Origin of the sequence: Ruficoccus amylovorans (assembly GCF_014230085.1) — a bacterium.
GTDB lineage: Bacteria > Verrucomicrobiota > Verrucomicrobiia > Opitutales > Cerasicoccaceae > Ruficoccus > Ruficoccus amylovorans.
Genome location: NZ_JACHVB010000012.1, coordinates 464607 through 487846, shown reverse-complemented (window position 1 = coordinate 487846; position 23240 = coordinate 464607). Strand labels below are relative to the sequence as shown.

General features: G+C 57.9%; 20 protein-coding genes. 4 read left to right on the top strand and 16 right to left on the bottom strand.

All coding sequences use genetic code 11. The annotated features are described in order from the left end of the window. Positions 1 to 201: 201 nt before the first annotated feature. From H5P28_RS03100 to H5P28_RS03060, 9 genes are all read right to left on the bottom strand, one after another. Positions 202 to 834 (bottom strand): D-sedoheptulose-7-phosphate isomerase, encoded by a 633-nt coding sequence (locus tag H5P28_RS03100; protein WP_185674226.1) that lies wholly within the window; start codon positions 832 to 834, stop codon positions 202 to 204. A 42-nt stretch (positions 835 to 876) separates the two neighbouring features. Further along, positions 877 to 1905, bottom strand: coding sequence for an ROK family protein (locus H5P28_RS03095; RefSeq protein WP_221773343.1), 1029 nt, complete (start codon positions 1903 to 1905; stop codon positions 877 to 879). A gap of 292 nt (positions 1906 to 2197) precedes the next feature. Next, entirely contained in the window at positions 2198 to 2722 is a 525-nt protein-coding gene (locus H5P28_RS03090; protein WP_185674225.1) for an alkaline phosphatase family protein, read from the bottom strand. A gap of 113 nt (positions 2723 to 2835) precedes the next feature. After that, the gene (locus H5P28_RS03085; protein ID WP_185674224.1) at positions 2836 to 3783 is read right to left on the bottom strand and encodes a metal ABC transporter permease; all 948 of its coding nucleotides are present in this window, start codon (positions 3781 to 3783) and stop codon (positions 2836 to 2838) included. Beyond that, positions 3780 to 5252 carry a metal ABC transporter permease gene (locus H5P28_RS03080; RefSeq protein ID WP_246455566.1) on the bottom strand — a complete coding sequence of 491 codons (1473 nt, stop codon included), beginning with the start codon at positions 5250 to 5252 and terminating at the stop codon, positions 3780 to 3782. Before H5P28_RS03080 ends, H5P28_RS03085 begins: the two co-directional genes overlap by 4 nt. Next, positions 5249 to 6061, bottom strand: a complete 813-nt coding sequence (locus H5P28_RS03075; protein ID WP_185674223.1) for a metal ABC transporter ATP-binding protein — start codon at positions 6059 to 6061, stop codon at positions 5249 to 5251. Before H5P28_RS03075 ends, H5P28_RS03080 begins: the two co-directional genes overlap by 4 nt. 113 nt (positions 6062 to 6174) lie before the next feature. Next, positions 6175 to 7185, bottom strand: a complete 1011-nt coding sequence (locus H5P28_RS03070) for a metal ABC transporter solute-binding protein, Zn/Mn family (RefSeq protein ID WP_185674222.1) — start codon at positions 7183 to 7185, stop codon at positions 6175 to 6177. A 55-nt stretch (positions 7186 to 7240) separates the two neighbouring features. After that, positions 7241 to 8557 carry a carbohydrate porin gene (locus H5P28_RS03065; RefSeq protein ID WP_185674221.1) on the bottom strand — a complete coding sequence of 439 codons (1317 nt, stop codon included), beginning with the start codon at positions 8555 to 8557 and terminating at the stop codon, positions 7241 to 7243. A 410-nt stretch (positions 8558 to 8967) separates the two neighbouring features. After that, positions 8968 to 9882: a LysR substrate-binding domain-containing protein gene (locus H5P28_RS03060; protein ID WP_185674262.1), complete on the bottom strand. Its 915-nt coding sequence runs from the start codon at positions 9880 to 9882 to the stop codon at positions 8968 to 8970. Between the two features lie 114 nt (positions 9883 to 9996). Here H5P28_RS03060 and metE point away from each other — a divergent pair, with 114 nt between their 5' ends. Further along, on the top strand, positions 9997 to 12309 hold the full coding sequence (gene metE / locus H5P28_RS03055) for a 5-methyltetrahydropteroyltriglutamate--homocysteine S-methyltransferase (RefSeq protein ID WP_185674220.1): 2313 nt from the start codon (positions 9997 to 9999) through the stop codon (positions 12307 to 12309). A 166-nt stretch (positions 12310 to 12475) separates the two neighbouring features. Further along, on the top strand, positions 12476 to 13237 hold the full coding sequence (locus tag H5P28_RS03050) for a LysM peptidoglycan-binding domain-containing protein (protein ID WP_185674219.1): 762 nt from the start codon (positions 12476 to 12478) through the stop codon (positions 13235 to 13237). A gap of 63 nt (positions 13238 to 13300) precedes the next feature. On the opposite strand, the gene H5P28_RS03045 is transcribed toward H5P28_RS03050, so the two are convergent. From H5P28_RS03045 to H5P28_RS03035, 3 genes are read right to left on the bottom strand one after another with little or no spacing between them, the layout of a single operon-like run. Continuing rightward, positions 13301 to 14143: a CvfB family protein gene (locus H5P28_RS03045; protein WP_185674218.1), complete on the bottom strand. Its 843-nt coding sequence runs from the start codon at positions 14141 to 14143 to the stop codon at positions 13301 to 13303. Positions 14144 to 14200: 57 nt separating this feature from the next. Beyond that, positions 14201 to 15340: a fatty acid desaturase family protein gene (locus tag H5P28_RS03040; protein ID WP_343075463.1), complete on the bottom strand. Its 1140-nt coding sequence runs from the start codon at positions 15338 to 15340 to the stop codon at positions 14201 to 14203. Then, positions 15237 to 15572, bottom strand: a complete 336-nt coding sequence (locus H5P28_RS03035; RefSeq protein ID WP_185674217.1) for an RNA recognition motif domain-containing protein — start codon at positions 15570 to 15572, stop codon at positions 15237 to 15239. Before H5P28_RS03035 ends, H5P28_RS03040 begins: the two co-directional genes overlap by 104 nt. Positions 15573 to 15963: 391 nt before the next feature. Here H5P28_RS03035 and H5P28_RS03030 point away from each other — a divergent pair, with 391 nt between their 5' ends. Next, positions 15964 to 16101 carry a hypothetical protein gene (locus H5P28_RS03030; protein WP_185674216.1) on the top strand — a complete coding sequence of 46 codons (138 nt, stop codon included), beginning with the start codon at positions 15964 to 15966 and terminating at the stop codon, positions 16099 to 16101. Between the two features lie 21 nt (positions 16102 to 16122). Here H5P28_RS03030 and H5P28_RS03025 read toward each other — a convergent pair whose 3' ends face one another. Next, positions 16123 to 16683, bottom strand: a complete 561-nt coding sequence (locus tag H5P28_RS03025; RefSeq protein ID WP_185674215.1) for an ApeI family dehydratase — start codon at positions 16681 to 16683, stop codon at positions 16123 to 16125. Here H5P28_RS03025 and H5P28_RS03020 point away from each other — a divergent pair. Further along, a complete protein-coding gene (locus H5P28_RS03020; protein WP_185674214.1) occupies positions 16682 to 17968 on the top strand; it encodes a beta-ketoacyl synthase N-terminal-like domain-containing protein in 1287 nt (428 codons plus the stop codon). The genes H5P28_RS03025 and H5P28_RS03020 overlap by 2 nt on opposite strands. Before the next feature lie 367 nt (positions 17969 to 18335). On the opposite strand, the gene H5P28_RS03015 is transcribed toward H5P28_RS03020, so the two are convergent. The 3 genes from H5P28_RS03015 to H5P28_RS03005 form a co-directional block, all read right to left on the bottom strand. Continuing rightward, positions 18336 to 19553 carry a right-handed parallel beta-helix repeat-containing protein gene (locus H5P28_RS03015; protein ID WP_185674213.1) on the bottom strand — a complete coding sequence of 406 codons (1218 nt, stop codon included), beginning with the start codon at positions 19551 to 19553 and terminating at the stop codon, positions 18336 to 18338. Positions 19554 to 19618: 65 nt separating this feature from the next. Continuing rightward, positions 19619 to 20620: a sugar phosphate isomerase/epimerase family protein gene (locus tag H5P28_RS03010; protein ID WP_185674212.1), complete on the bottom strand. Its 1002-nt coding sequence runs from the start codon at positions 20618 to 20620 to the stop codon at positions 19619 to 19621. A gap of 7 nt (positions 20621 to 20627) precedes the next feature. After that, a complete protein-coding gene (locus H5P28_RS03005; protein ID WP_185674211.1) occupies positions 20628 to 23228 on the bottom strand; it encodes an alpha-L-rhamnosidase in 2601 nt (866 codons plus the stop codon). Positions 23229 to 23240 lie beyond the last annotated feature (12 nt).

Here is a 23240-nt window from a genome sequence, read left to right as displayed (position 1 = left end):
CGAGGTTTGGGGTTGGTGTAAGGAACACCCTATCGGCTTAAAGCAAGGCTTCAGTGCCGAGGATGGCGTTGATGAGATCGCGGCCTGAGTGGGGGACTCTCGGGCGACACCTTTACCCAGTAATCTTGGGAATATCTATGGCCAGTGACCCCAATCAGGAGCCTCGGCACTCAGGATGCAGAAGCCAAGCTCACGCGACTGTCAGGCGAAAAAAGCATCCTCCAGCATCCGGCACAAACAGTGATAGACCGGCAGGTGCAGTTCCTGAATTTCGGGGACGGTAGAACCGGGCACGACGATGCATGTCTCGCAGGAGCGGGTCAGCCACCCCCCGTCCCCACCGCTTAAGCCAAGCGTCCGCAAGCCCAGTGCCCGCGCCACCCCAACCGCCCGGCAGACATTTCGCGAATGCCCGGAGGTACTGATCGCCAGCAACGCGTCCCCTTCCCTGCCCAGGCCGAGCACCTGCTGCGCAAAAACGAGCTCGCCGTCGATGTCGTTTGCGATGGCGGTGGCCAATGGGTCGCTACCCGTGAGTACAACGGCGGGCAAAGCCCCCTGTAGTTTCCGTACTCCAGCCTCCCCCAGTTCCGGGTCTGCCTCCATCAATCGAGCCGCCAGGTCGCCAGGAAGAGGCCGAGATCGCATAAAGCCCTTCATTAGCTCACCAGCTATGTGCGCGGCATCGGCACAGCTACCTCCATTGCCACACAGAAGTAGCTTACCGCCGCCGTGAAAGACGGCGTGCAGTTGCTTAAAAGCCTGCTCAATATCTCCCAGACATGCTTCCAGCGCAGGGTAGCGCCTCAGTAAATCGTTTAAGTGTTTGTTCATTCCAAGTCCAAAAATATTCCAATAACCGTGCCATTTACTTCGTCACAGGCTGCCTACCGCCAACGCGGCGTAGTCCCCGATTTGCTCTCCCAGCGCGGCAGGAACAACCCGGCAGGCAGCCAGGGCGGCGGGTAAAGCCTGCGCGCTCAGCTCACACTCCATCCCGGGCCGCAGAAGGTCTTCGCAGCGGGTAAAAATGCTCCCGATAACGATGACTTCCGGATTGAGTAAATCGATGATAAGGGCAAGTCCTTGCCCCAACTTCCGAGCCGCCGTCTCAAAGACCTCGCGGGCCAGTGGATCCCCCTCACGTGCCGCCGTCGCCAGCGCCTTTACATCAGGAGAGATGGATGTGCCTGAGTGGCCGCTCCAGACTTGGCCGAACGTACTGCTTGCAGCCCGGCGGGTCAGCAGTGAACTCGCCAATCGAGCCATTCCACCTCCGGAGCAGAAGCCTTCGAACGAGCCCGACTTACCGTAACCGACAGGTCCTTCACTTGCCAGTTGCCAGTGCCCGACTTCACCCGCCAGTCCTATACGTCCCTCGTGCAGCCGACCTCCGATAATAAGGCCCGCACCCAAGCCCGTGCCATAGGTCAGAAAAACCGCCGTATCGGCGCCTTGGGCCGCCCCCCACCGCCATTCCGCCAGTGCGCAGGCATTGGCGTCATTTTGTAGTTTTACCGGGATGGATAATTCCTCACTCAAAACCCCAACCACCGGGACCTCATCCCAACCGGGTAGATTCGGGGGCGAGAGAACCACACCACGGACACTATCGAGGGGGCCTCCGCAACTGATTCCTGCCGAGGCAATGTCAGAGGTGAGCAAACCGTGTTTCTTCACCATCCCAACAGCAGTGGCTGCCATGGCTGCAAGCGCCTCCGACGGGTGCTCCCACTCATTCGTCTTGAATGCCCGACGTTCCACAATCACCGGACGCGCCAAAGCAGGCTCGTATTGGCCTAAAATGACGGCACATTTTGTACCCCCGATATCAAATCCCAGGTGCCAACTCGATCCCATTAGTTTTCGAATAATATGCCTTCCCAAAGCTTTCGGATAGGCCATCGCTAGACTGCGTTTGTTCCACAGTTGACTTGAGCCGACGCCCGACAGCGAGCGTTCGGTAAACGGGAGGAACCATAGACGGTAAGCAAGCGCTGCTCGCACCATCTCACAACCCACGCGATCATATAAGTAAAACGTTACCTTTCGACCACGCTCTTCGCTGCTTTACATTTTCCCTGAAAACAACAACCAGAGCACAACCAACATTCACAACACCTTTATAGCCAACATCCCGCTCGATCCCGATCGGCTCCACCACTACTTTTTCGCTCTCCTTCCCGGGAGGGCTTTTTTAATGTTCGCTGGTGAATTGTTCCGCTTCTCCGAACCCATTTTCGTAGGGTAAGACGGGCTCGCCGTTCATATTACGCATGACGACCTTGAACTGGTCGGCGAAAAAGAGTGGTTTTTGCGCATCATTTGCGGCTTCGTTTATACGTCTTTGCATGGACGCAACGAGTTCCGGTTCGGTGGCGGCGAGGTTGTTTTGCTCGTAGGGGTCTTCTGCGAGGTTGTAGAGATCCACGGAGGACGGCAAGGTCGTGCGCCAAATCAGTTTCCAGTCGCCCTGCCGCATGGCGGCACGAAAGGGCTCAATATTGTAGAAAAATTCGTCGCGTGGTGACGGTTCTCCTCGGGCGATGCTTTCCCAGACATTGAGGCCGTCCAGTGGTTTGCACTTGGCGGTGGAGGCGTCAGCCAGGGCGGTCAGAGTCGGGTAAATATCAACAACATGGATGACCTCGTCCACCTCTTGCGGCTGGATGTGACCCGGCCAGTTCGCAAAAGCGCAGACAAGGGTGCCGCCTTCGAACAAGGAGCCTTTGCTTCGCAGTCAACTTCAGCCGGCTACAGCGAGCGTCAAGGATTTCTTGGAATTAACGCGCAACCAACTATTAAGCATCGGCGTCCGCAGGCCACCCGCCAGGTTCACGCCAGTCTCTCTTCTTCGGGCAACTCCGCAACGTCCAAACGCTGACGCCCAATGCGGCGCACCACGCCATAGCGGGGTGAAAACAACCAGGCCAGCAGGAAAAACAGGCCCGTGGCCACAGCCATCATGCCGGAGGTGGTTGTGCCCGCGAATCCCATCAGCGGTGGCAACCACAGGGCGAGCACATGCCCGACAAACGACGATAAAGCCCCGAAACCAGTCGCCAGCACCAGCATCAGCCCGAGGCGGTCTGTGAGCAGGTGCGCGGTAGCGGCGGGGACGATGAGCATGGCGATCACGATGATGCTCCCCACCGCTTCGAAGGACGCCACCGTAGTCACGGCGACCTGCGTCATCAGCAGGTAGTGCATGAGCCCGGCATTGACGCCCTGCGTGGTCGCCAGGTCCGGGTCAAAGGCGCTGATTTTGTATTCCTTGTACAAGCTCACAATGAGCAGCAGGTTGACAACAGCAACTGCCCCCAGCACGACAGCGGCCCGGGGGATTTCCAGCAGAATGCCGCCGACTTCGATATCGGCCAGTACATCCAGCGGGGTCAACTCGATAGCCCCGTAGAGGACGCATCCCGGATCTAGATCGACATGGTCGGCGGCTTGCACGATCAGCAACAGTCCAAAGGCAAACAGCGTGGTAAAGACGATGCCCATGGAGGCTCCCCGGTCCACTTTGCCCCAACTGCTGATCCATTGGGTGAAGACTGCCGTCAGGACGCCGACGATAGCGGCCCCCGCGAACATGGCCAGGCTTGCCCGGGTGCCCGTGACGAGAAAGGCCACGGCCAGCCCCGGCAGGACGGCGTGGCTGATTGCATCGCCCATCATACTCATGCGCCGCAGGACGAGAAACGTTCCCGGCAAGGCGGCAGCGATGGCGCAGAGCGCGCCGATAATAACGATCCAGGTATCGTAAGCGTACCAGTTCATGAAAGTGATTCTCCTTGGTTGAGCGGATGCGGGCTGGCAGGCACCGTGCGCATATCGAGTTTCTGTTCGAGCTCACGCACCATGTCGGGGCTCAGGACGTGCTCGACCGAATCGGCGTCCCGGTCCACGTGGCTGGCCGCGATGTCGGCGTGGGTGATGAGAAAGATTTCCCACAGGCGGTGGTTGCGGGTGATGCGGGCAGCCTCGCCATAGCCGGATTCGGACAGGCTGAGAGTTTCGCCATCGAAAGACTCGATGTGGTCTTCACGCCCGGCGCGTTGGATGAGCTTACGCAACTGCTTCAGTGTCCAACTCCGCTTGCGAGACAGTTCGTCAAAAGGGACCGGCACATTGGCAGGCGCTTGTGACTCGTTTTCACAATGCGCTTCCTGTATCTCGTAAACCGCCCGCAACAGGTGTTGGCGGCCGACTTTGCGCTTGAGTCGCGCATGGCCGAGCGCGCGCTTGAGCACGCCCCGCGCGCTGCCGAAAATCATGCTGAGCAGAAACAGGCTGGCCGCCGTCAATACGATGACAGCCCCGGCGGGTAACCGTGGCAACAAGGCGCTGACCGCCGCCCCAAGCCAGCCGCTGAGCGCCCCGATTACGGCGGCCAGCAAGAGCATCTTTTTCAGGTTCTCGGTCCAGAAACGGGCGGCGGCAGCCGGTGTAATGAGGAAGGCGATGATCAGGATGAGGCCGACCGCTTGCAGTCCGACCACGGTCACGAGTGTGACGAGCGCAAGCATGACCAGGTCCAGCGTGTGAACGGGCCAGCCGAGACTTTTTCCGTAGCCCTCGTCAAAGCACAGCAGCGTGAACTCCTTCATCAGCAGAAGCGAGCCAAGCAGCACCAGCCCGGCCACGCCGGTCAGCAACCAGAAATCCTGCATGACCATCGAGGCGGTCTTGCCGTAGATAAAATACTCCAGCCCGGCGGCGCTGGCTCCCGGCATGTCCTGCGCCATGGCGAGGATGGAGATGCCGCCGCCGAAAAAGACACTCAGCACAAGGCTCATCGCGGTGTCGTCCTTGATGCGCGAGGTGTTCCTCACAGCCATGACCAGTCCGACACCCGCCACCCCGGTGATGGCGGCCCCGGCCAGCAAGCCGGGCAGATACTTTCCCGTTTCTCCGGCAGCGACCATGATGATAAAGGCCAGGCCGATGCCCGGCAGACACGCGTGCGAAAGTGCGTCGCCCATGAGCGAACGCTTGCGCAACAGCAGAAAGCTTCCGATCAGCCCCGAGGCGAGCCCGAGAATAAATGTCGTGAGTACGACCAGCCGCGTGTTGTAGTCCTGAAGCGTGGCCACGCGAAAGATGTCCTCCATCGACGGCCAAGCGAACTGCGTGTTATACAAGCCCGCGCTCCGGGCGGGAGACGGGCTGTCGCCGTGCGCTCCGGCCATGCCTGTCCCGGCGAGCGTCAGCACTACGGTCGTGAGAATGAGCGGGAGGCGTTTCATTGGACTTTCAACTGCGAGAGTGCGTGCTCGGCTTCTGCCAACAGCGTGAGTTTGCCGCCGTAGGTCTTTTTCAGATTTTCCTGGGTAAAGACTTCCTGCGTCGGTCCGGCTGCGACGACACGCATGTTCAGCATCACGACCCAGTCGAAGTACTGGGCAACGGTGGCGAGATCGTGATGCACCACCAGCGTCGTCTTGCCCTGTGTCTTCAGCTCCTTGAGCAATGCGACAATGGCACGCTCGGTGGCGGCGTCCACCGCCGCGAAGGGCTCGTCCATGAAGTAGAGCTGCGCGTCCTGCGCCAGTGCCCGGGCCAGAAAGACCCGCTGCTGTTGCCCGCCGGAAAGCTGGCTGATCTGCCGGTCGGCCAGGTGGGCGATTCCCACGCGTTCCAACGCCTGACGGGCAAGCGCCTTGTGGCTCTTCCCCACCGGACGAAACCAGCCGATACGTCCATAAAGCCCCATCGCCACGACATCCAGCGCACTGACCGGAAAATCCCAGTCCACGCTCTCGCGCTGGGGCACGTAGCCGACGACGGAGCGCTGCTTTTTGTAGGGCTTGCCGTAAATCTGTACCTGCCCCGAAGCAGATGGGATCAGTTCCAGACAGGCTTTGATCAGGGTGGACTTGCCTGCGCCGTTGGGGCCAACGATACCGACCAGCTTACCCTCGGGGATTTGCAGGTCCACGTCCCAGATGACGGGCTTGCGGTGATACGCCACGGTCAGGTCCCGCACCGAGAGAGGGAGCGGACCTGCGGACTTGCCCGCCTGATACGCGACGGATTGAGGTTCGGATTTGGACATGATGATTGAATAAAAAAAGCCTGACAGCGGCGCGTACCCGCTTAGATGGACACGACACCGGCACGGCCGCCGCCAGGCGTTACTGTTAACCTCCGCTGGACAACGTTCTTCCGTTATTGTCCGTTGGAAAGCTTGCCGTTAAGGCCCTTGGCGGGCGGATTGCCGCCGAGGGCTTTGGCGATGGTGGTGGCGTTGTGGTCGAGCATGCCGATGTAGGTGCCCTCGTAGGTGCCGGGAGCCCCCATCGCGTCAGAAAAGAGCGAGCCTCCGATCTTCAGGTCGTGCCCGCGAGCACGTGCGCCCTCGACCAGTGCGCGGACGTTTTTGTCCGACACCGAGGTCTCCACGAAAACAGCCGGGATGTGGTTTTCGACGAGGAAGTTGACCAGATTTTCGATGTCCTTGACCCCGGCCTCCGACTCGGTGCTGATGCCCTGAATGCCCATCACCTCCAGATCGTAGGCCCGGCCCATGTAGTTGAACGCATCGTGCGCCGTGACCAGTACACGCTGGTTCTCGGGGATGGTGGCGATGACTTCGCGCACATAGGCGTCAAGTTTGCGTAGCTTTTCCATGTAGGCGTCGGCGTTTTGACGGTAGTAGGCGACGTTGGCCGGGTCGTACTCGCCAAGGGCATCGCCAACCACATCGGTCGCCATGATCCAGCCGCCCACATCCATCCATACGTGTGGGTCATAGTGCTCCTGCTCGTCGGTCATGACGTAGTCGCCCTGGTCGAGAATCTCCTCCGTCACGGCATAGACCGGCTTGCCCTTGCGGGCCACGCGAATGAGCACGTCGGCCATTTTCCCTTCCAGCATAAGGCCGCTGTAGAAGATGATATCCGCCCGGCTCAACGCCATGACATCGCCGCGCGTCGGCTTGTACAGGTGGGGGTCCACGCCCTCACCAATCAGCCCCTCGACCTCGGCCTTATCACCAGCGACATTGCGCACGATATCTGTGATCATCCCCACGGTCGTCACCGCCGTATAGGGGTATTTGTCTGGCGCGGCTTCGAGCGCAGTGGGGACAGCCGTGGCAAGCGTCAGCGCAGCCGCAACGGCGAGCGCCAGCGGGCGCAGTTTCTTTGCGAATAGATTTTTTGTTTTCAACAGGTTCATGATGATGATGGTCGTTCGTATTTAATTTCGGATACATGAAGGAGTTTCTGGCTGATCAGAAGGCCAGCTCGGCGCGCACGCCGACGATCAGCGCGTCGTTGTCACTGTAGTGAGGATCGAATACATACTGGAGGTCCGGTTGGACCGCCAGCCACTCGGTGAGCTTGAACTGGTAGGTCGCCTCGATCACGGTCTCGGAGGAGGTCACCGGCGTGCCGCCCGCGCGGGTCGCGTTCAGGTACTCGTCACCGAAAAAAGTCTGCGAAACCGCCACCCCGAAAGCATCGCCGTCGAGAAACAAGTCGCTGAGCACCACCCCGCCGTCCACGTAGGCGCTGACGGTTACAAGGTCGTCATCGGGGGCGAGACCGCCGCGCACAAACACGCTCAGACCGGGACTGCCGTCCTCGGCGGCGAGCACCTGCTGGTCGATCACGCCATAAACCGAGCCCAGGCCGCGCTCGTTCGCGCCGGTAGCGTAGTTGGTGAACTCTCCGGTCGCGTAGTAGCCGCCGATCTTGATGACACCGCCTGCCGCCAGATCGTAGCGCGTTCCCACCTCTCCAAACCAGGCCCAGCCCGCGCTGCCGCCCGTGCGCCAGTCAAATCCGTGGTTGCTGGACTGCGCCGGTCCGGCGTCCCCGGCGTAGATGGCCGTCTGGATGAACCAGTTCTCAACCGGCTCGACATAGACCAGCGCGCCAGGAGCGGCCAACGAATAGATCGGAGCGGCGATGTTGCCGGACTCCGTCGGTAGCGGACCGAAGGAGGCATTGATAAACAGGAACGCGCTTTCGGAGAGCATGAAATCATCGTCCACCGCGATCTGGCCGAGCTTGAACCAGTAGCGATCGTCCTGAAAGCTCTGCCTAAAATAGATGTTGAAGACGTTGAACTCCGTGTCGGTGTAGATGTTACTGACCGCGTTGAAATCGCCCACGTAGCTGCCCGACACGTCGTTGCCGTGAAAGTAGAAAGCGTTGACGAAAAAGCTCCCGCCCGTCCAGCCGACCAGCTTGTCCAGATCGGCCTCCAGCCCAAAATCCAAGAGCCCAGCCCAGGCCGATCCGTCCGCGTAACCGCCGCTGGCATTGGCCAGAAACTCCCCGGTAAAGACCGCGTATGGGACCAGCCCCGCGTCCTCGACCCCCTGCCGGACACCGCCCCAACCGCCGGTCAAGCCGACAGTCTTCATCCAGTCCGCCCCGAAGGCGTCTCCGGTCAATTGCGCCTCTACCGCTGTTCCTTCCTCGGTCGGAGTCTGCGCGCGGACGGTTTCGGCAAGCCCGGCATAGACACAACAGGCGGCGATCATGCCAAAGAGGCCCCGGGTGTTGTTGTATGAGCGGTGTTTCGTAGAGACTGGATTCATAGCGAAGAATGCAGATGGATGATTATGTTATTTCTCAATAATGTAGCCTATGCTACATTCGTGGTTAAATAAAAAGAGCCTAAGGCAGGAGCGTACCCCATGCTACATCTTGTGCTTGGCAATGTGCAGAGGGTCTGCGTCCATCAGTTCGACGTAGCTTGTGCTACATGAATATCTTGTCAATCCCGATTTGGGTAATTTTTAAAAATTGTTATCTTCGCCCCCGTAACTGCTTCCGGCAGGGCAAGCCGGTCGGAAGAACATCCTTGCCGGTTCCCTAAAGCCAGGAGCCGCACGGGCTTCCCGCCTGGGCCAAGCAGGCTAGCGATGAGGCCGAAAACGCCCCAACCAAGGCGGAGAACCATGCGCACAAGGTTCGGAAGGTAACGACTGGGCGGGGAAATACGTAGTTACTTGCCAACGGGCCGTTTGAAGGCGTCTTTTGCATGAGAGCGGGCCATCTCCAGGAAAGCGCGAATGTAGTCGATGTCGGCGTCGGCTTCGCGGATGCCGAGAAAGATTTGCTTTTGCACGCCGCCTTTACCCAAGCGCACCGGATGGACCGCGAAGCGCGAGCGGCATTCCTCGACCAGCCAACGCGGCAGGGCAGCTACCCCGCGTCCGCTGGCCACCATCTGGAGCATGATGTCAGTCGTTTCAATCAGCTTGTGCTGCCGCGGGCTAATCCCGGCGGGGGTGAGGAAACGCGTAAAAACGTCCAGCCGATCGGCGGGGACCGGATACGTGATGAGAACTTCGCCAGAGAGCTGGTCGGGCTTGACGAAACGGGCGCGGCACAGGGGATGATCGTCACCGACGACAAGCACCTGCTCATAGTCAAAAACCGGCTCGAATATCAGCCCGGTTTTGTAGAGCGGGTCAGGCGTGACCAGCATGTCGATCTCGTAGCCAAAGAGGGCGCCGATGCCCCCGAATTTAAATTTTTGAATCACGTCCATATCGACGCCCGGCCAAGCCGCCAGAAAGGGCGAGGCAACCTTCAGCAACCACTGGTAGCATGGGTGGCACTCCATCCCGATGCGCAGCGTGCCGCGCTCACCTTCTGCAAACTGCTGTAGGCGCTTCTCGGCGTGCTCTAACTGCGGCACGAGACGGTTCGCCAGTCCCAGCAGGTACTCGCCCGCCTGGGTCGGACGCAGCGTACGACCCTCGCGCAGCCAGACTTCGACGCCGAGCTGCTCCTCCAGTTTGCGCATGCTGTGGCTGAGCGCCGATTGTGTCAGGTGGAGCTTTTTTGAGGCGGCGGTGAGCGAGCCGTGCTCCTCGACGGCACGCAGGATTTCCAGGTGGATGCGTTCGATCATGGCGGAATGTACCCATGAGTCAAACTCATGGATACGTGAAAACATACCATTTTACTTCATAGGTTCAAGCTGGTATTATCGGGGCACACCATAACCCGAAAGCATAACGAACCAATGGCCATCACACACAATCTCGGCTTCCCGCGTATCGGCGCGAAGCGCGAACTGAAATTTGCCCTCGAATCCTACTGGAAGGGGCAGTCCTCCCGAGAGGAACTCAAGACGGCGGGCGCTCACCTGCGCCGACAGCACTGGCAGGATCAAGCCGGGCTGAACTTCGTTCCGGCAGGCGATTTTTCCTTTTACGACCAGATGCTCGACATGAGCTTCACCTTCGGTAACCTGCCCGAGCGCGTGCGGAACTTTGAGGGCGACTCGCTCGACAATTTCTTCCGCGTCGCCCGTGGCCGCTCGGCCAAAAGCGCAGAGTCTGAAACCTGCGGTTGTGGTGGCGTGGCCGCCGGGGAAATGACCAAGTGGTTCGACACGAATTACCACTTCATCGTGCCCGAGTTTGACGCGCAGACGGCATTCAAGCTCGACCCCTCACGCTTGGTGGAGCAACTCGCTGAAGCCCGCGCTCAAGGCGTCCCGGCCAAGCCCGTCATCATTGGCCCGGTCACCTACCTCATTCTCGGTAAATCCAAGGACGAGACAAACAAGCTCTCCCTGCTGCCCGGGTTGCTGCTCGTTTACCGTCAGTTGCTAAAAGAACTGGCTGCCCAGGGTGTCGAGTGGGTGCAGATCGACGAGCCCATCCTCGTAACTGAATTAGAAGCACCGTGGCAGGACGCTTTCCAAACTGCGTATCAAACTTTGAATACAGGAGCGGTCAAGCTGCTCCTGACGACCTACTTCGGGCAACTGAAAGAAAACCTGCCGTTGGTGGCAAAGCTGCCCGTGCAGGGCGTGCATCTGGACGCCATCAACGCGCGCGACGAAGTCGAGGTGCTCATCGAAAAGCTTCCCGCCAACCGCGTCGTCTCGCTCGGGGTGATCAACGGGCGAAACATCTGGAAGACCGACCTCAGCGCCACGCTCGACTGGCTGGAGCCGATCTCGCGCCAGTTGGGCGAACGCCTTTGGCTCGCGCCCTCGTGTTCACTGCTGCACGTGCCCGTCGATCTTGAGAGCGAGGAAAAACTCGACCCGGAGATTAAATCCTGGCTCGCCTTTGCCCGGCAAAAGCTGGACGAACTGCTCATCCTGTCCGTCGCGCTCAACGAGGGGCGTGCCGTCGTCCAGAGAGAACTTGATGCCAACGCCGCCGCCACCGCCTCCCGCCGACACTCGCCCCGCGTTCATAACCCCACCGTGCAGGCAGCTCTTGGTAAAATCGACGCCCGCCTGGGCGAACGCCAGAGCCCCTACCCTGAGCGTGCGAAAAAACAACGCCCCCGGCTGAAGCTGCCGCTCTTCCCGACCACGACAATCGGCTCCTTTCCGCAAACAAGGGAAATCCGCCAGACGCGTAGCGCCTTTAAAAAAGGTAAGCTTAATGCGACCGCTTACCGGGAGGCCATGCGCAAGGAGATTGCCCAGTGCGTCTGGCAACAGGAACGGCTCGGGCTGGACGTGCTGGTCCACGGCGAACCCGAGCGCAACGACATGGTGGAGTACTTCGGCGAGCAGTTGGAGGGCTATGCCTTTAGCGAGTTCGGTTGGGTTCAGTCCTACGGCTCGCGCTGCGTAAAGCCCCCTATCCTCTTCGGCGACATCAGCCGCCCTAAGCCCATGACCGTCGAATGGATCACCTACGCTCAGTCTCTCACCGACAAGCCGATGAAGGGCATGTTGACCGGACCGGTGACGATTCTGAACTGGTCCTTTGTCCGCGACGACCAACCGCGTTCGGTCTCGTGCCGTCAACTCGCGCTGGCCATTCGCGAGGAAGTGCTCGATCTGGAGAAGGTGGGCATACGCATCATCCAGATCGACGAAGCCGCCCTGCGCGAGGGCCTGCCGCTGCGCCGATCTCAGTGGCAGGAGTACCTGGACTGGGCGGTGGAGGCGTTCCGCATCACCGGTAACGGCGTGGCCGACGAGACACAGATTCACACCCACATGTGCTACTCGGAGTTCAACGACATCATCGCCTCCATCGCCACCATGGACGCCGACGTGATCACGATCGAGACTTCGCGCTCCGACATGGAACTGCTCGATGTCTTCGACCACTTCAAATACCCGAATGAGATGGGCCCAGGGGTCTATGATATCCACTCGCCCAATATTCCCACCGTCGAGCACATGGTCACACTGATGCAAAAGGCGGCCGAGCGTATCCCCGTCGAGCGTCTCTGGGTTAATCCCGACTGCGGCCTGAAAACCCGCCAGTGGACCGAAGTCATCCCCTCCCTCACCCATATGGTCGAAGCCGCCCAAGCCCTGCGCGAACAGCTCGTCCCGGCGGAAACGGTCCGATAGCCACCGCAGATCGCTAACCACTCACACAGGCCGGGAGTCAGCTTTCCCCGGCCTGTTTTCGTATGGACACCTCTTCCTGCCAACAGGATTGCCAGGTCGCCTGCTTGACATTAAAAAGATGACAGGCATGCTATTGCAGCCGTATTGCCCCTGATTCGACCTCCACATGAGACTACCTTCTCCAACGCATTTCTCCTCCCGCCGCCACTTTCTGAAATGGGCATTGGGAGTGGGATCGGCGCTGGTCATTCCCGCCAGCCTGCTGGGGGCGAGTTCGTCCCAGCGGACCTACCGCGTCCAGCGTGGCGACACCTTGAGCGGGATCGCCAGTCGATTCGGCGTCCGGGTACGCGACATCCAGCGGGCCAATGGCCTGAGCGGGGACCGCATCCTGGCTGGGCAGTCGCTGGTCATCCCTGGTGACGCCAATAAGCAACCCGCCGCGATGGCACCGGTCATCGCAGCAACGCAAAAGCTCTCGGTGGACCGCTCCCGTTGGCAGTACATTGTGGCCCACCACAGCGCTATTGAGAAGGGCAATGCCGCCATCTACGGCTCCGCACATGAACGCCGGGGGATGGAGAATGGCCTCGCCTATCACTTTGTCATCGGCAACGGCATCGATTCCGGCGATGGCGAGATCGAGATCGGCCCGCGCTGGTACAAGCAACTTCGCGGTGGTCACGTCCGCGACTCCCACGTCAATGATGTTGGCATCGGCATCTGCATGGTGGGCAACTTTGAAAACCATCCGCCCACCGAACGTCAGCACGCCTCCTTTATCCAGTTAGTGGATTACTTGCAGAAAAACTGCGTGGCTTCCGACTACACCTTTACCGTCCACAAATGGGTCGATGGGGCACGCCACACCCTCTGCCCCGGGAAGCATTTCCCCTATCAGGAAATGACCCAGCGCTATCGGGCCTGAACAATGTCGCGTCCTGCTTGACATGCAGAGCGACTCTTCTGGGCCTGGTAGTATCTTCAATACTCAGGCCCTGCCAGCAGTGATCGATATGCTGTCCTTGTTCAACTCGATACGGCGCTCCTTGTAGAGCGCGCTAACGGCACGCTTGAAGACTTTTTTGCTGATTCCGAGCATGGCATAGATGTCTTCGGCCGAGCTTTTGTCATGCAGCGGGAGGACGCCGCCGTTTTTCTCGATCGCCGCGTAAACCAGCGCCGTTGAGTCGGCCACGCCACGCTCCCCCTCCGGCTGCAGGACGATATCCAGCTTCCCGTCCACGCGCACGTTTTTCACGTAGCCTTTCATGCGGTCGCCCACATGGATTTCCTCGAAAATCGAGTTGTTGAAAATCATGCCCCGGTGCCGGTCGTTCACAATCACATTGGCCCCTAGCTCGGTAAAGTGGGAAACAAGCAGATCCACCTGCTCGTAACGTTTGAGGTCGCTCTTCTCGCAGCGCAGGAACTTGCTCAATTTCGTGTAGCCAACCAGGCGGCCCGTTACCTCGTCCAACCCCATATACACCACGTAGGAGTCGCCCTTGCGCATGGAGTCTTCCTGATTGGCAAACGGAACCAGCAGTTCCTTGTCCATCCCCCAATCGACAAAGGCCCCGATCCCGGTCGTCGAGGTGCACCGCAAGTACGCGAAGCGGCCTGTCTGGATCAGGGGCTGGCGCGTGGTCGCGATCGGGCGTTCCTTATGGTCCAGGTAGACAAAAACCTCAATCACCTCTCCAAGTCGAAAGCTCTTGGGCATGTCCTTACCCGGCAGCAGGACCTCGTCGCCGTCGTCATTGCGCAGGTACAGCCCTGGCTCAACATCGCGATCAATGATTAACTTATGAAATTCTCCCAGTCGTAACATCGCCGCACACTAGAGACACCCGGCCAAAAGTAAAAAGCATTCGGTGCAGACTACACGTTATCGCGGGAGCGGAATCATCCGCTGGGCTTCCACATCCCAGACGCACAGGCGCAGGCAGGTCCAGATATCACGCGGGCTCAGCGAGGAGCTTTTCGGATGCTGCAACTCCGGCAGGGCACGCATGGCCTCAGGCAAGCGATAGAATGGGATCTTCGCGTTGAGGTGATGGATGTGGTGATAGCCGATATTGCCGGTAAACCAGTGCATAAGGCGCGGCAAACGCAGAAAGCTCGAGGAGTCGAGAGCGGCGCCTTCGTAGGTCCAGCCCGCCGAGTCGCGGAAGGTCACATCGGGGAAATTATGCTGCACATAAAAAAGATAGGAGCCCAGAGCCGTAGCCAGCGCGTAGGGCAACAGCAGCGCAAAGAACAGCGCCCAGAATCCACCAAAGATAAAGAACGTGGCGGCAAAGGCTGCATGCAGCACGATGGCCAGCAGTCCGTCGAGATGCTTTTTCGGGCTCTCGATGAAAGGCAGCAGGGACATGCCCAGGAAAAACACGGTCACGTACCCGCAGAGCATGTTCAGCGGATGCCGCATAAAGCGGTACTCCAAGCGGGTGCGGAAGCTGGCCCGGGCGTAGTGCTCACGCGTCATGACCGGATAGGAGCCGATGCGTGCGCTCAATAGGCGGGAGTTGTGATGATGATGGTAGTTGTGCGAGCTTTTCCAGATGCTGCTCGGAGTCAGCGCGAGGATGCCGACGAAGCGCATGAGCAGGTCGGCCAGAAAGGAGTTATCCAGGATGGCGTGGTGCTGGTGGTCGTGAAAAATGACAAACGCACGTACCATCAACAGACCGGCAATAACGCTGCAAATGAGCCGGGCAGGCCAGGCCCACGGAGCCAGTGTCCCGAGAACACTCAAGGCAAGCAGCGCCAGCGTGAAAAGCACTTCCCACCAACTGCGCGCGCGGCTTTCACGGGCAAAGGACCGGGTCGCCTGGATCAGCGTCTTGCCCGTTCGCGGAGCCGTTTCAGGGCCGCGCCCGGGTTGCCCCGGGCACAGCGAAGAAACGGGCTGAGACGATCGCTTAGTAGCGGTCACGACCGCGGAAGCCTCCGCCGCCACCACCGCGATTGAAGTTACCGCCGCCATGACGCGGAGCGCCACCGCCGCCTTGCGGGTCACGCTCACGGGCCTGGTTGACCTTCATCGGGCGTCCGCCGACTTCCTGGCCGTCCGTCGCCTTAATGGCGGCCTGGGCTTCTTTAAAGTCATCCATCGTGACGAAGGCGATGCCGCGGGGGCGGCCGGTGTCACGGTCAGTCAGCAGCTTGATGCGGTTGACGGTACCATGAGCGGAGAACATGTCCTTAAGTTCGTTCTCAGTGATTTCATAAGGCAGGTTGCCTACGAATATATCCATTGTCTTATACTTTCATTCGTCATTGTTACGTGTCGGGCAAAACCGGGCGAATGACGTGAATGCCCGGGATCGCACAGCCTGCGGATACATTACCCCCAGGCAAAAAATCAAAGTGGTCAAAGAGAGGTGCGCTTGCGTAAAAACAGCGCGATCAGATCAGGGTGAAAAAGGATGTGGCTTCTGTGCCGTTGTCGACGAGTCTTAAACCCCTGGCAAACCTCTCATCGATTATAGACCGGTCAGGGCTGGGAACCGCGCAAGCTTCGTTGACCGGTCACCCGCAGATTTCTCTGCTTGAATGCGCACACCCTTTCAGGACGCGGAAGGAACGCAAGCTTTATTACGGACTATTTTCGACGAGTAGAATCACCGCCAGTGGCTTTTGTGTGCTGTGGCTGCTTTTCGGTTCGTCGGGAAACGTGCGATTACCAATTACGTCAATCTCGCCATCGCCGAGACCAAGGCCGGAACCCCGCTTTCGCGCACGAAGACCGAACCCAACGGCTGCGAGATCAACGTTGCCGACTAGAGCCGGCCCGGTCGAGACGGCTCAGCTTCGGATGGATTTGATCAGCTTGATGCCTTCCATCGCCATGACGCGGGCGCCGTTTTCAAGAAACCCCAGCGCATTTCCGGCCAGAAAGGAGAGCTTTCCTTTGCCCTGGATTTTGGTCACGAATAATTCAAAGCAGAATTTTGATCCGTTGTCGGGACGGACTTCATCGAAAAACACGGTGCGTCCGACTTCCCTGGCCCGGCCAACTCCCGGAATGCCCGCCCACGCCAGGTAAAGACCGGCCAGTTGCAGCACCGCCTCGATCTGGAGTGTGCCCGGCATGACGGGGTCTCCGTGGAAGTGGTTGGCAAAGAACCAGGTGTCTGCCGAGAGGTCGAATTCCGCCTTGGCGTAGCCGTAGACACCGTCAGCGTTTTCTTCGTATTTCTGAAAATGCGCTCGATTGATCAGTAAGAACCTGCCATTAGGTAGCTTGCCAAACTCTGCCCCAAAGAGACTGCCAGTCTCACAGTGACGAATTTGCGACTCTTCCAGGGTCTCTTCTTTTTCAGTGACGTAATTCGAGGAGCTAGGTGTATTAAAAAAACTAATCATGGAATCAATTGTTATTACAGGAATGGGTGGTGTCTCCCCGATCGGAATTGGAAATGCAGCTATGGACGAAAGTCTGCGGCAATGCAAACACGGATATAAAGATATCTCAACGTCCACAAAGAGCGATAAATATCCGCTAATGTACGGCGGCGCCATCGGTGACTTCCCGGCAGAGGACTATTTGAGCTTCCCGGCGGATGCCAAGTACCGTGGCTCGGTCCGGCCCAAACGCCTCGACCGGGCGTCACAGTGCGCGCTGGTCGCCGCCAAGCTGGCGGCCTCGCAAGCCGGATTGATTGGTGAAGAGGACCGCCTCATTGACATGAACGCGGCCAACAGCGCCGTCATCATGGGTATCGCCCTGCTCGGGGTGGAGAGCTACGACCGCCTGCATGCGGACTTCGCCGAGGGAAAGAAAGTTTCACCCTTCGCCGTCCCCATGTACATGACGAGCGCATCGGCCTCGGTCATCAGCACGTACTTTAATTTCAAGGGCTCGCCGTTTACGGTCAATACCGCGTGCGCTTCCTCGCTGACGGCCATCATCCGCGCCTGCGACATCCTGCAACTCAATCGCCCCGGTAGCCCCAGCATGATCCTGGCCGGTGGGGCGGAGGTATCACTGACGGACTTTGTCGGTGCCAGTTTCCTCGCGGCCAAAGCCATGAGCCCTGAGGGCATTTCGCGTCCCTTTGATGTCAACCGCAACGGCTTCGGCCCCGCCGAGGGCGCGGGCGTCCTCGTCCTCGAACGCAAGAGCGACGCGCTCAAGCGCGGTGCCAAGCCGCTGGCCGAAATCATCGGCTTCGACGAGCAGCACGACCACTATGATGCGGAGAACGCGCCGGGCGTGAACTTCACCTCACCCGATACCAGCGGTGAGCAACTGGCGCAGTCGATAATCACGACCCTGGAGCAAGCGCAATGCCCGCTCGATGCCGTCGATGCCTACAACGCCCACGGCACCGGCACGCAGTTTAACGACTTGACCGAAGCCCGCGCCCTGAAGCGGGTCTTCGCTGAGAAGCTACCCGCGGTGATGGCGCTGAAGGGCTTTATGGGGCACTCGGGCGGCGCCAGCGCTGTGCTAGAGATCATCGGCGGCATCCTCAGTATGCACGGAAATTACCTCCCCGGAAATCCGCAGCTCGAGCAAGTCGATCCCGAGATTGCCATCCCCCTGGCAAAAGAAACCCAAAACCTCTCCCATCAAATCCACCTGAAAACCGCCATGGGCTTCGGGGGAGCCCGCGCCGTCATCGCTTACAAAAAATATTCAGACTGAGAAGCGCAGCGGTTTGCTTAGCCCGAATCGCGTATGCTAGCGGTGTGGAGTACATTGTAGGTATAAAGATCATCCAACGAATGGGCAATCTCAAGCACACACGCCCAACGGGAGGTGGCTGGGCGCATATGCATATCCCATTAAGCCGTTGACGAGCAATGACTATCAACGCCCTGAAATCGCGACCTATTTCGGCTTTGCCTCAAGTTGCTCCAAGAGCCGCAGTTTTTCGGGGCATCATACCAGGGGCGGCCAGGTACGCATCCCCCACCCCGTCGTCTCCAAACGGCTGCTGATAAACACGGGGTCTCCCGTGCACATCGGGTAACTCGACTGGCGGCACTGTTTGCTCAGGCAGGTCACTTCATTACTGTGCCTCTTTTTCATCCGGAAGGATATTATTTTTTATAAGGTTATACTCGTCGTTCTTACGGATGGCGGACGTCATTTCCGCATCGGGACTGGTAATCGCAATCACGTTGTTGGCAATTACATTGTTCTTACTGGTATCGTTAATGTCGATGCCAGCCGTCTCCCCATATCTTACACGCCCCGGAGCCGCTACCCCAAATGAGCCGGGAGTCCCTGTGTTTCGAATCACATTTCCAGTTATTGAGTTGTTCTCACATTCTGCGTCGTAAGTTCGGTGTGTTGCTAAACCGATGCCCTGATAGCAGTCACTGATATAATTCCCGCTGATGGTACAGTTGGATGCGCCCAGCATTTTAATCCCCTGGAACCAAATGTCACGAATGACATTTCCGGTCACGGTGCAGCTAGACGACAGCAACAGGTCTATCCCCTCACCACTGGTTTCCAGCACATTTCCAGTGACAGCAAAGCCCGTCGAAGATCCGATAAAAATATTGTCAGACTGGTAGCCTTGCTTTCCGTACTGCGGCTTGAGCGGTGATATGGATGCACGCCCCGCCGGGCCATTCTTAATTCTAAAAACCCGGTTATTACTGACAATCCCATTATTGCAACGCTTGATACATATGCCCGCCGGCGAGTCTGAAATCATGTCCGCCGCGACATTCATCATGAAATCCCGGATTGTGCATCCCGTAATCTCAATAGAGGAGGATTCCAGGACCAGAATGCCATAGCGGGCGCTATAGCGGCTGATCTCAAGGTTGCGTAAGGTTATATTTTCGCTTCCTGAGCTTACCATCACACCGATGCCATAGGAGCCGTCCACAAAAGGTTTCCGAATCTCCAATCCATCCAAAAGAACATTTTTCCCGTGGATAACAATCGCCGCACTCAGATTCGCGTTAATCTCTTTGGATTCAAATTCTGGAATAAGTACGGCGGAACCAACAAGACCTTGTCCCGAAGTCAGTCGAATGGGCGATTGAAGATGAAACTCCGCACCATCTCGCAGGCGCACAATACCATGTTCACGTAAGGCATTTTGAATGAGAGCGGTCGCGTCACCGCCATCTGCCAACGGCTCAAGGATCGCACCTGCCCCCGGCGGGACGTCATTACTCGGGGAGTTTTCAGCCCCAAGTTCATCACCCAAAAAAACAAACAGGGATAATACTGAGAATATAAACGATGATCTAATTACTTTATTCATTATTTTTTCTTTAAATTAGGCTTATATAACGATGATTAACCAAGAATTACATTTCCGTACACTTACTATTCATAGCTCTTAGATAAAGCATCAGGAAGAATCAGTTCGCGTACAAATCCGGCCGTAGCCGTAGCGTCGCCCTCGGCAATTAACTGCCGTATCCGCTCACGATTTTCTGGCACAAGCAGGCGATCGACACCTTGAAGAAAGAGAACACTTTCGCGAACCGCTCCGGAGGCATTTTCACGGTAAGGGTAGAGATCCATGGAGTACCAACCATCGTAGCCAATCTCATGCAGCCAGAAAAGGAGCTCAAGGTATTCAACGAAATGGAGGGAACCAACAATCATATCGTCATCCCACGTTCGGTAATTGTCATTGAAATGCATGTGAAACAATCGCTTGCCGTAGTGGTTCAGGAGCACCGCGGCCTCGGCGACATTTTCGGAAGCCATCAGGGAATGGCCGACGTCGATGCAAACGCCCACATTCTGCAATTCCGTTTCCATCGCCATTAACAAGGTGTCCCCCATCCGCGCCTGATAGGAGTGCGTACGGGGCTCCTTGGGCTTATACTCGAGTGCGTAGCGAAGGTCGGTAAACTCGCCAGCGACCTTCACAATACCTTCAACCAGCCATTCATGCTCGCGGGCATAATGCGCCTGCATCGGGTAGTCATAGCCATCCTGTCCCAGCCAAAGGTTGATCAAATCGCAGCCCATTTCCTGCGCGACTTCACTGACTATTCTCGTTTCATCGATAGCCTGCTGCCGGATAGCCGGATCCTTGGACGAGAAGCTCCCGCTCCCCCAGCGCTTCTGTGAAAACAGATCGGGGATAATGGAGACGCATGCTAATCCATGATCGCCCAGCATTTGCTTCATCTGCTTCACATTTTCCCGGGTGATATCCCAAGTGCCAACCAGTTCGAGTCCTTTTATTTCCGGGATATTCGCCGCCATGGTGATCATTTCTTCCTTGGACACTTTATCCTTGTAGCCGGTAGGAAGAAAGCGGTCGCAAGTATTGCCGAGATTGCCAAGAATTACGGAGTATTTTGATCTCATAATAGTTCTAGTTTGCAGTGTTAATATCAATGAAAAACTCATGCGTGCCGGACTTGACCTCACGGGTATCTCCATCGGGAAAGATGAGGGTTGCCGAACAATTCCATGGGAGGTCGATTATGATGTGAAAGGTGTCGCCATAACGCATCCAACTCACACGGACGTCCCCTGAGATTACCCGCAGCTTTGCGCTGGCTTCAGAGAGCCAGGCAATAGCGGGAATGCAAATCGCGATTCTCGGGACATTTCCGACCGGTTCCTCGAAGCGTATACCCGCCACATGACGGTACAGCCAGGAGCCAACCGATCCCATCATCGGATGATTGTGGGAATTCATTCCCTCTCCCTGGAGCTCTTCCCAGCGCTCCCATAGCGTCGTCGCCCCCCTGGCAAGCATGAACCCCCATCCCGGATAGGTGGTTTGCGTTGCCACGCGAAAAGCAACGTCTGAAAACCCTTCGCCAGAGAGAACTTCCATCAGATACTTAGTGGCGAGATTGCCCGTGCTCAGATGGAAGTCCCGGCTTTGTACATCTGCGACCAAAGCCTGTACAACGCGAGCCCGTAAGTCCTCAGGAGTGAGCGAGAAATACAGGGCGATGGCGTTGCATGATTGGTTGCCAGAACCATATCCGGAGAGCTCTTCGTTCCAAAATTCAGCGTGAAAGGCCTTGCTCACATCCTCTGCCCGGGAAGCATAAAGCTCGGCGTTCGCCTTCTCACCAATCCAGCTGGAAATCCTGGAGAAGAGGACCAGCGATTGATAGTAAAACGCCGTGGAAACCAATTCACCGGGTGTCCTGGCGGATATCGCTCCGGTCCCCTCGCTGCCTTCAACCGCTTCAGAGGCGGGAGGTGCCCAATCCCCAAAATGGCTGTACCGGAGAATCCCTTCCGATGATTGCGACGTAAGGAAATCCACCCAACGCTGCATCCCTGTATAGTGACGCACCATGGGTCGCGTGTCCCCATAATGCTGATACAAGAGGACCGGAATAAGCAGATATGCGATACTGACAGGATCCGCGGGCTGGAAGCCCCAGTAAAATGGTGCCGTATCGCTAATTGCTCCCGTCTTAGGGTCCTGGGCATCGGCAATATCGGCGACAAATTTACCGAGAAAGCGTGCCGTCTCAAAATTGTAAACAAGCTCCTCGGAGCGAGCAGCCATATCGTTCAGCCAGCCCATGCGCTCATCGCGCTGCGGACAGTCCGTAGGAATACCGTGCAGGTTGCTTTCCTCCGTCCATACGACCATGCGGTGAATACGGTTGAGCAGTGTATCGGCGCATGAGAACTCGCCCCGAGGCGCGACATCCGTTCGCACCACACAGGCAATAACGGAGTCGACATTCGCACGGCCCGACCAGCCTTCGATCTGAACATAACGATACCCGTGATAAGTGAAGCGCGGCTCCCAGGTTTCGACGCCCTTACCGTTGAGAATATACGTGTCCGTAGCTGCGGCCGTGCGAAGGTTACTTTGGTCAACTGTTCCGTCCTCGTGCAGGGACTCCGCATACTTGAGCGAAATGGCCGTACCTTCGACACCTTCCACGCACAGGCGAACCCAACCAGCGTGATTTTGCCCGAAATCGAAAACAAGCACACCGGGGCATGGCTCTGTCTGGATTTTTACAGGTAAGGTTCTAACTATCTGGATTGGCTCAATAGACTGAGCACGCATATGCCCTGCGGGAGAATTCACCACCGAAGCGTACATCCAGCGCTCGGTTCGCGGCAAGTCGGGCTCCATGACGTAGCCGGGCCGTTCCCAACCGATTTTTTCCATGCGCGCGTCATAGGTTTCGCCGTCATAGATGCTGTTGAGCCGGATCGGGCCGGCCGCCGTCTGCCAGCGAGGCACGCCATTACGACGACCGGTGTTGACGACGTATCGCGTTCCGTCCGGCCTTTCCACCTCGAGCTGCGCCAGCAAGATCGGACTTCCCTGCCAACCCGTTCCGACGACGGCAGCCAGCACGTTCTCTCCGAATCTCAAATCCTCGGTCACGTCATGGACATTATAATAAATACGCTTGCTGACGTTGCTTAGCGTTGGCTGCAAATGGCCCTCCAGTTCCCTACCGTTGGCATAGGCGGAATAAAGCCCCAGGCCGCTGATGTACAAACGGGCCTTGCGGGGTCTGAAGTCCAAATCGAATTCACATCGGAAGTACGCAGCCTGCCCCGGTCGCCCTGCAGGCCAACCGATCCATGATGCGTCCCAGTCCTCTTCCTTGAGCAGACCGGTTTCAAAGGATGCTGGTTCGCTGTACGTACTCACCTCCCCTGCTTCGTTCCAAATCCGAACCTTCCAGTAGCATTGCTGGCGGCTACTGAGCTTTTTGCCTTGATAACGGATCGCATTGCATTGCGCGGTGAAAACTTGCGTGCTGTCCCACAGGTCACCGTTATCGGTGGCAAGCACTTCCTCCGATGTCGCAACGAGAACATGATAAGCGGTTTGCGCGGCTCCAGGTTTTTCGGATTCCGCCCGCCAAGAAAAGAGCGGCTCCGTCTCGTCAATACCAAGGGGATTCACCCGGTATTCGCATAATAAATGAGACGGGGGAAAAGCTCCCATGCGTGTTGCGTCAGTACTCATGGATAATATTGA

What these genes read in the sequence shown, in the direction of transcription:
- H5P28_RS03100 (WP_185674226.1), bottom strand. Translation starts at nt 834, where the DNA reads ATGAACAAACACTTAAACGATTTACTGAGGCGCTACCCTGCGCTGGAA.
- H5P28_RS03095 (WP_221773343.1), bottom strand. Translation starts at nt 1,905, where the DNA reads ATGGCCTATCCGAAAGCTTTGGGAAGGCATATTATTCGAAAACTAATG.
- H5P28_RS03085 (WP_185674224.1), bottom strand. Translation starts at nt 3,783, where the DNA reads ATGAACTGGTACGCTTACGATACCTGGATCGTTATTATCGGCGCGCTC.
- H5P28_RS03080 (WP_246455566.1), bottom strand. Translation starts at nt 5,252, where the DNA reads ATGAAACGCCTCCCGCTCATTCTCACGACCGTAGTGCTGACGCTCGCC.
- H5P28_RS03075 (WP_185674223.1), bottom strand. Translation starts at nt 6,061, where the DNA reads ATGTCCAAATCCGAACCTCAATCCGTCGCGTATCAGGCGGGCAAGTCC.
- H5P28_RS03070 (WP_185674222.1), bottom strand. Translation starts at nt 7,185, where the DNA reads ATGAACCTGTTGAAAACAAAAAATCTATTCGCAAAGAAACTGCGCCCG.
- H5P28_RS03065 (WP_185674221.1), bottom strand. Translation starts at nt 8,557, where the DNA reads ATGAATCCAGTCTCTACGAAACACCGCTCATACAACAACACCCGGGGC.
- H5P28_RS03060 (WP_185674262.1), bottom strand. Translation starts at nt 9,882, where the DNA reads ATGATCGAACGCATCCACCTGGAAATCCTGCGTGCCGTCGAGGAGCAC.
- metE (WP_185674220.1), top strand. Translation starts at nt 9,997, where the DNA reads ATGGCCATCACACACAATCTCGGCTTCCCGCGTATCGGCGCGAAGCGC.
- H5P28_RS03050 (WP_185674219.1), top strand. Translation starts at nt 12,476, where the DNA reads ATGAGACTACCTTCTCCAACGCATTTCTCCTCCCGCCGCCACTTTCTG.
- H5P28_RS03045 (WP_185674218.1), bottom strand. Translation starts at nt 14,143, where the DNA reads ATGTTACGACTGGGAGAATTTCATAAGTTAATCATTGATCGCGATGTT.
- H5P28_RS03035 (WP_185674217.1), bottom strand. Translation starts at nt 15,572, where the DNA reads ATGGATATATTCGTAGGCAACCTGCCTTATGAAATCACTGAGAACGAA.
- H5P28_RS03020 (WP_185674214.1), top strand. Translation starts at nt 16,682, where the DNA reads ATGGAATCAATTGTTATTACAGGAATGGGTGGTGTCTCCCCGATCGGA.
- H5P28_RS03025 (WP_185674215.1), bottom strand. Translation starts at nt 16,683, where the DNA reads ATGATTAGTTTTTTTAATACACCTAGCTCCTCGAATTACGTCACTGAA.
- H5P28_RS03015 (WP_185674213.1), bottom strand. Translation starts at nt 19,553, where the DNA reads ATGAATAAAGTAATTAGATCATCGTTTATATTCTCAGTATTATCCCTG.
- H5P28_RS03010 (WP_185674212.1), bottom strand. Translation starts at nt 20,620, where the DNA reads ATGAGATCAAAATACTCCGTAATTCTTGGCAATCTCGGCAATACTTGC.
- H5P28_RS03005 (WP_185674211.1), bottom strand. Translation starts at nt 23,228, where the DNA reads ATGAGTACTGACGCAACACGCATGGGAGCTTTTCCCCCGTCTCATTTA.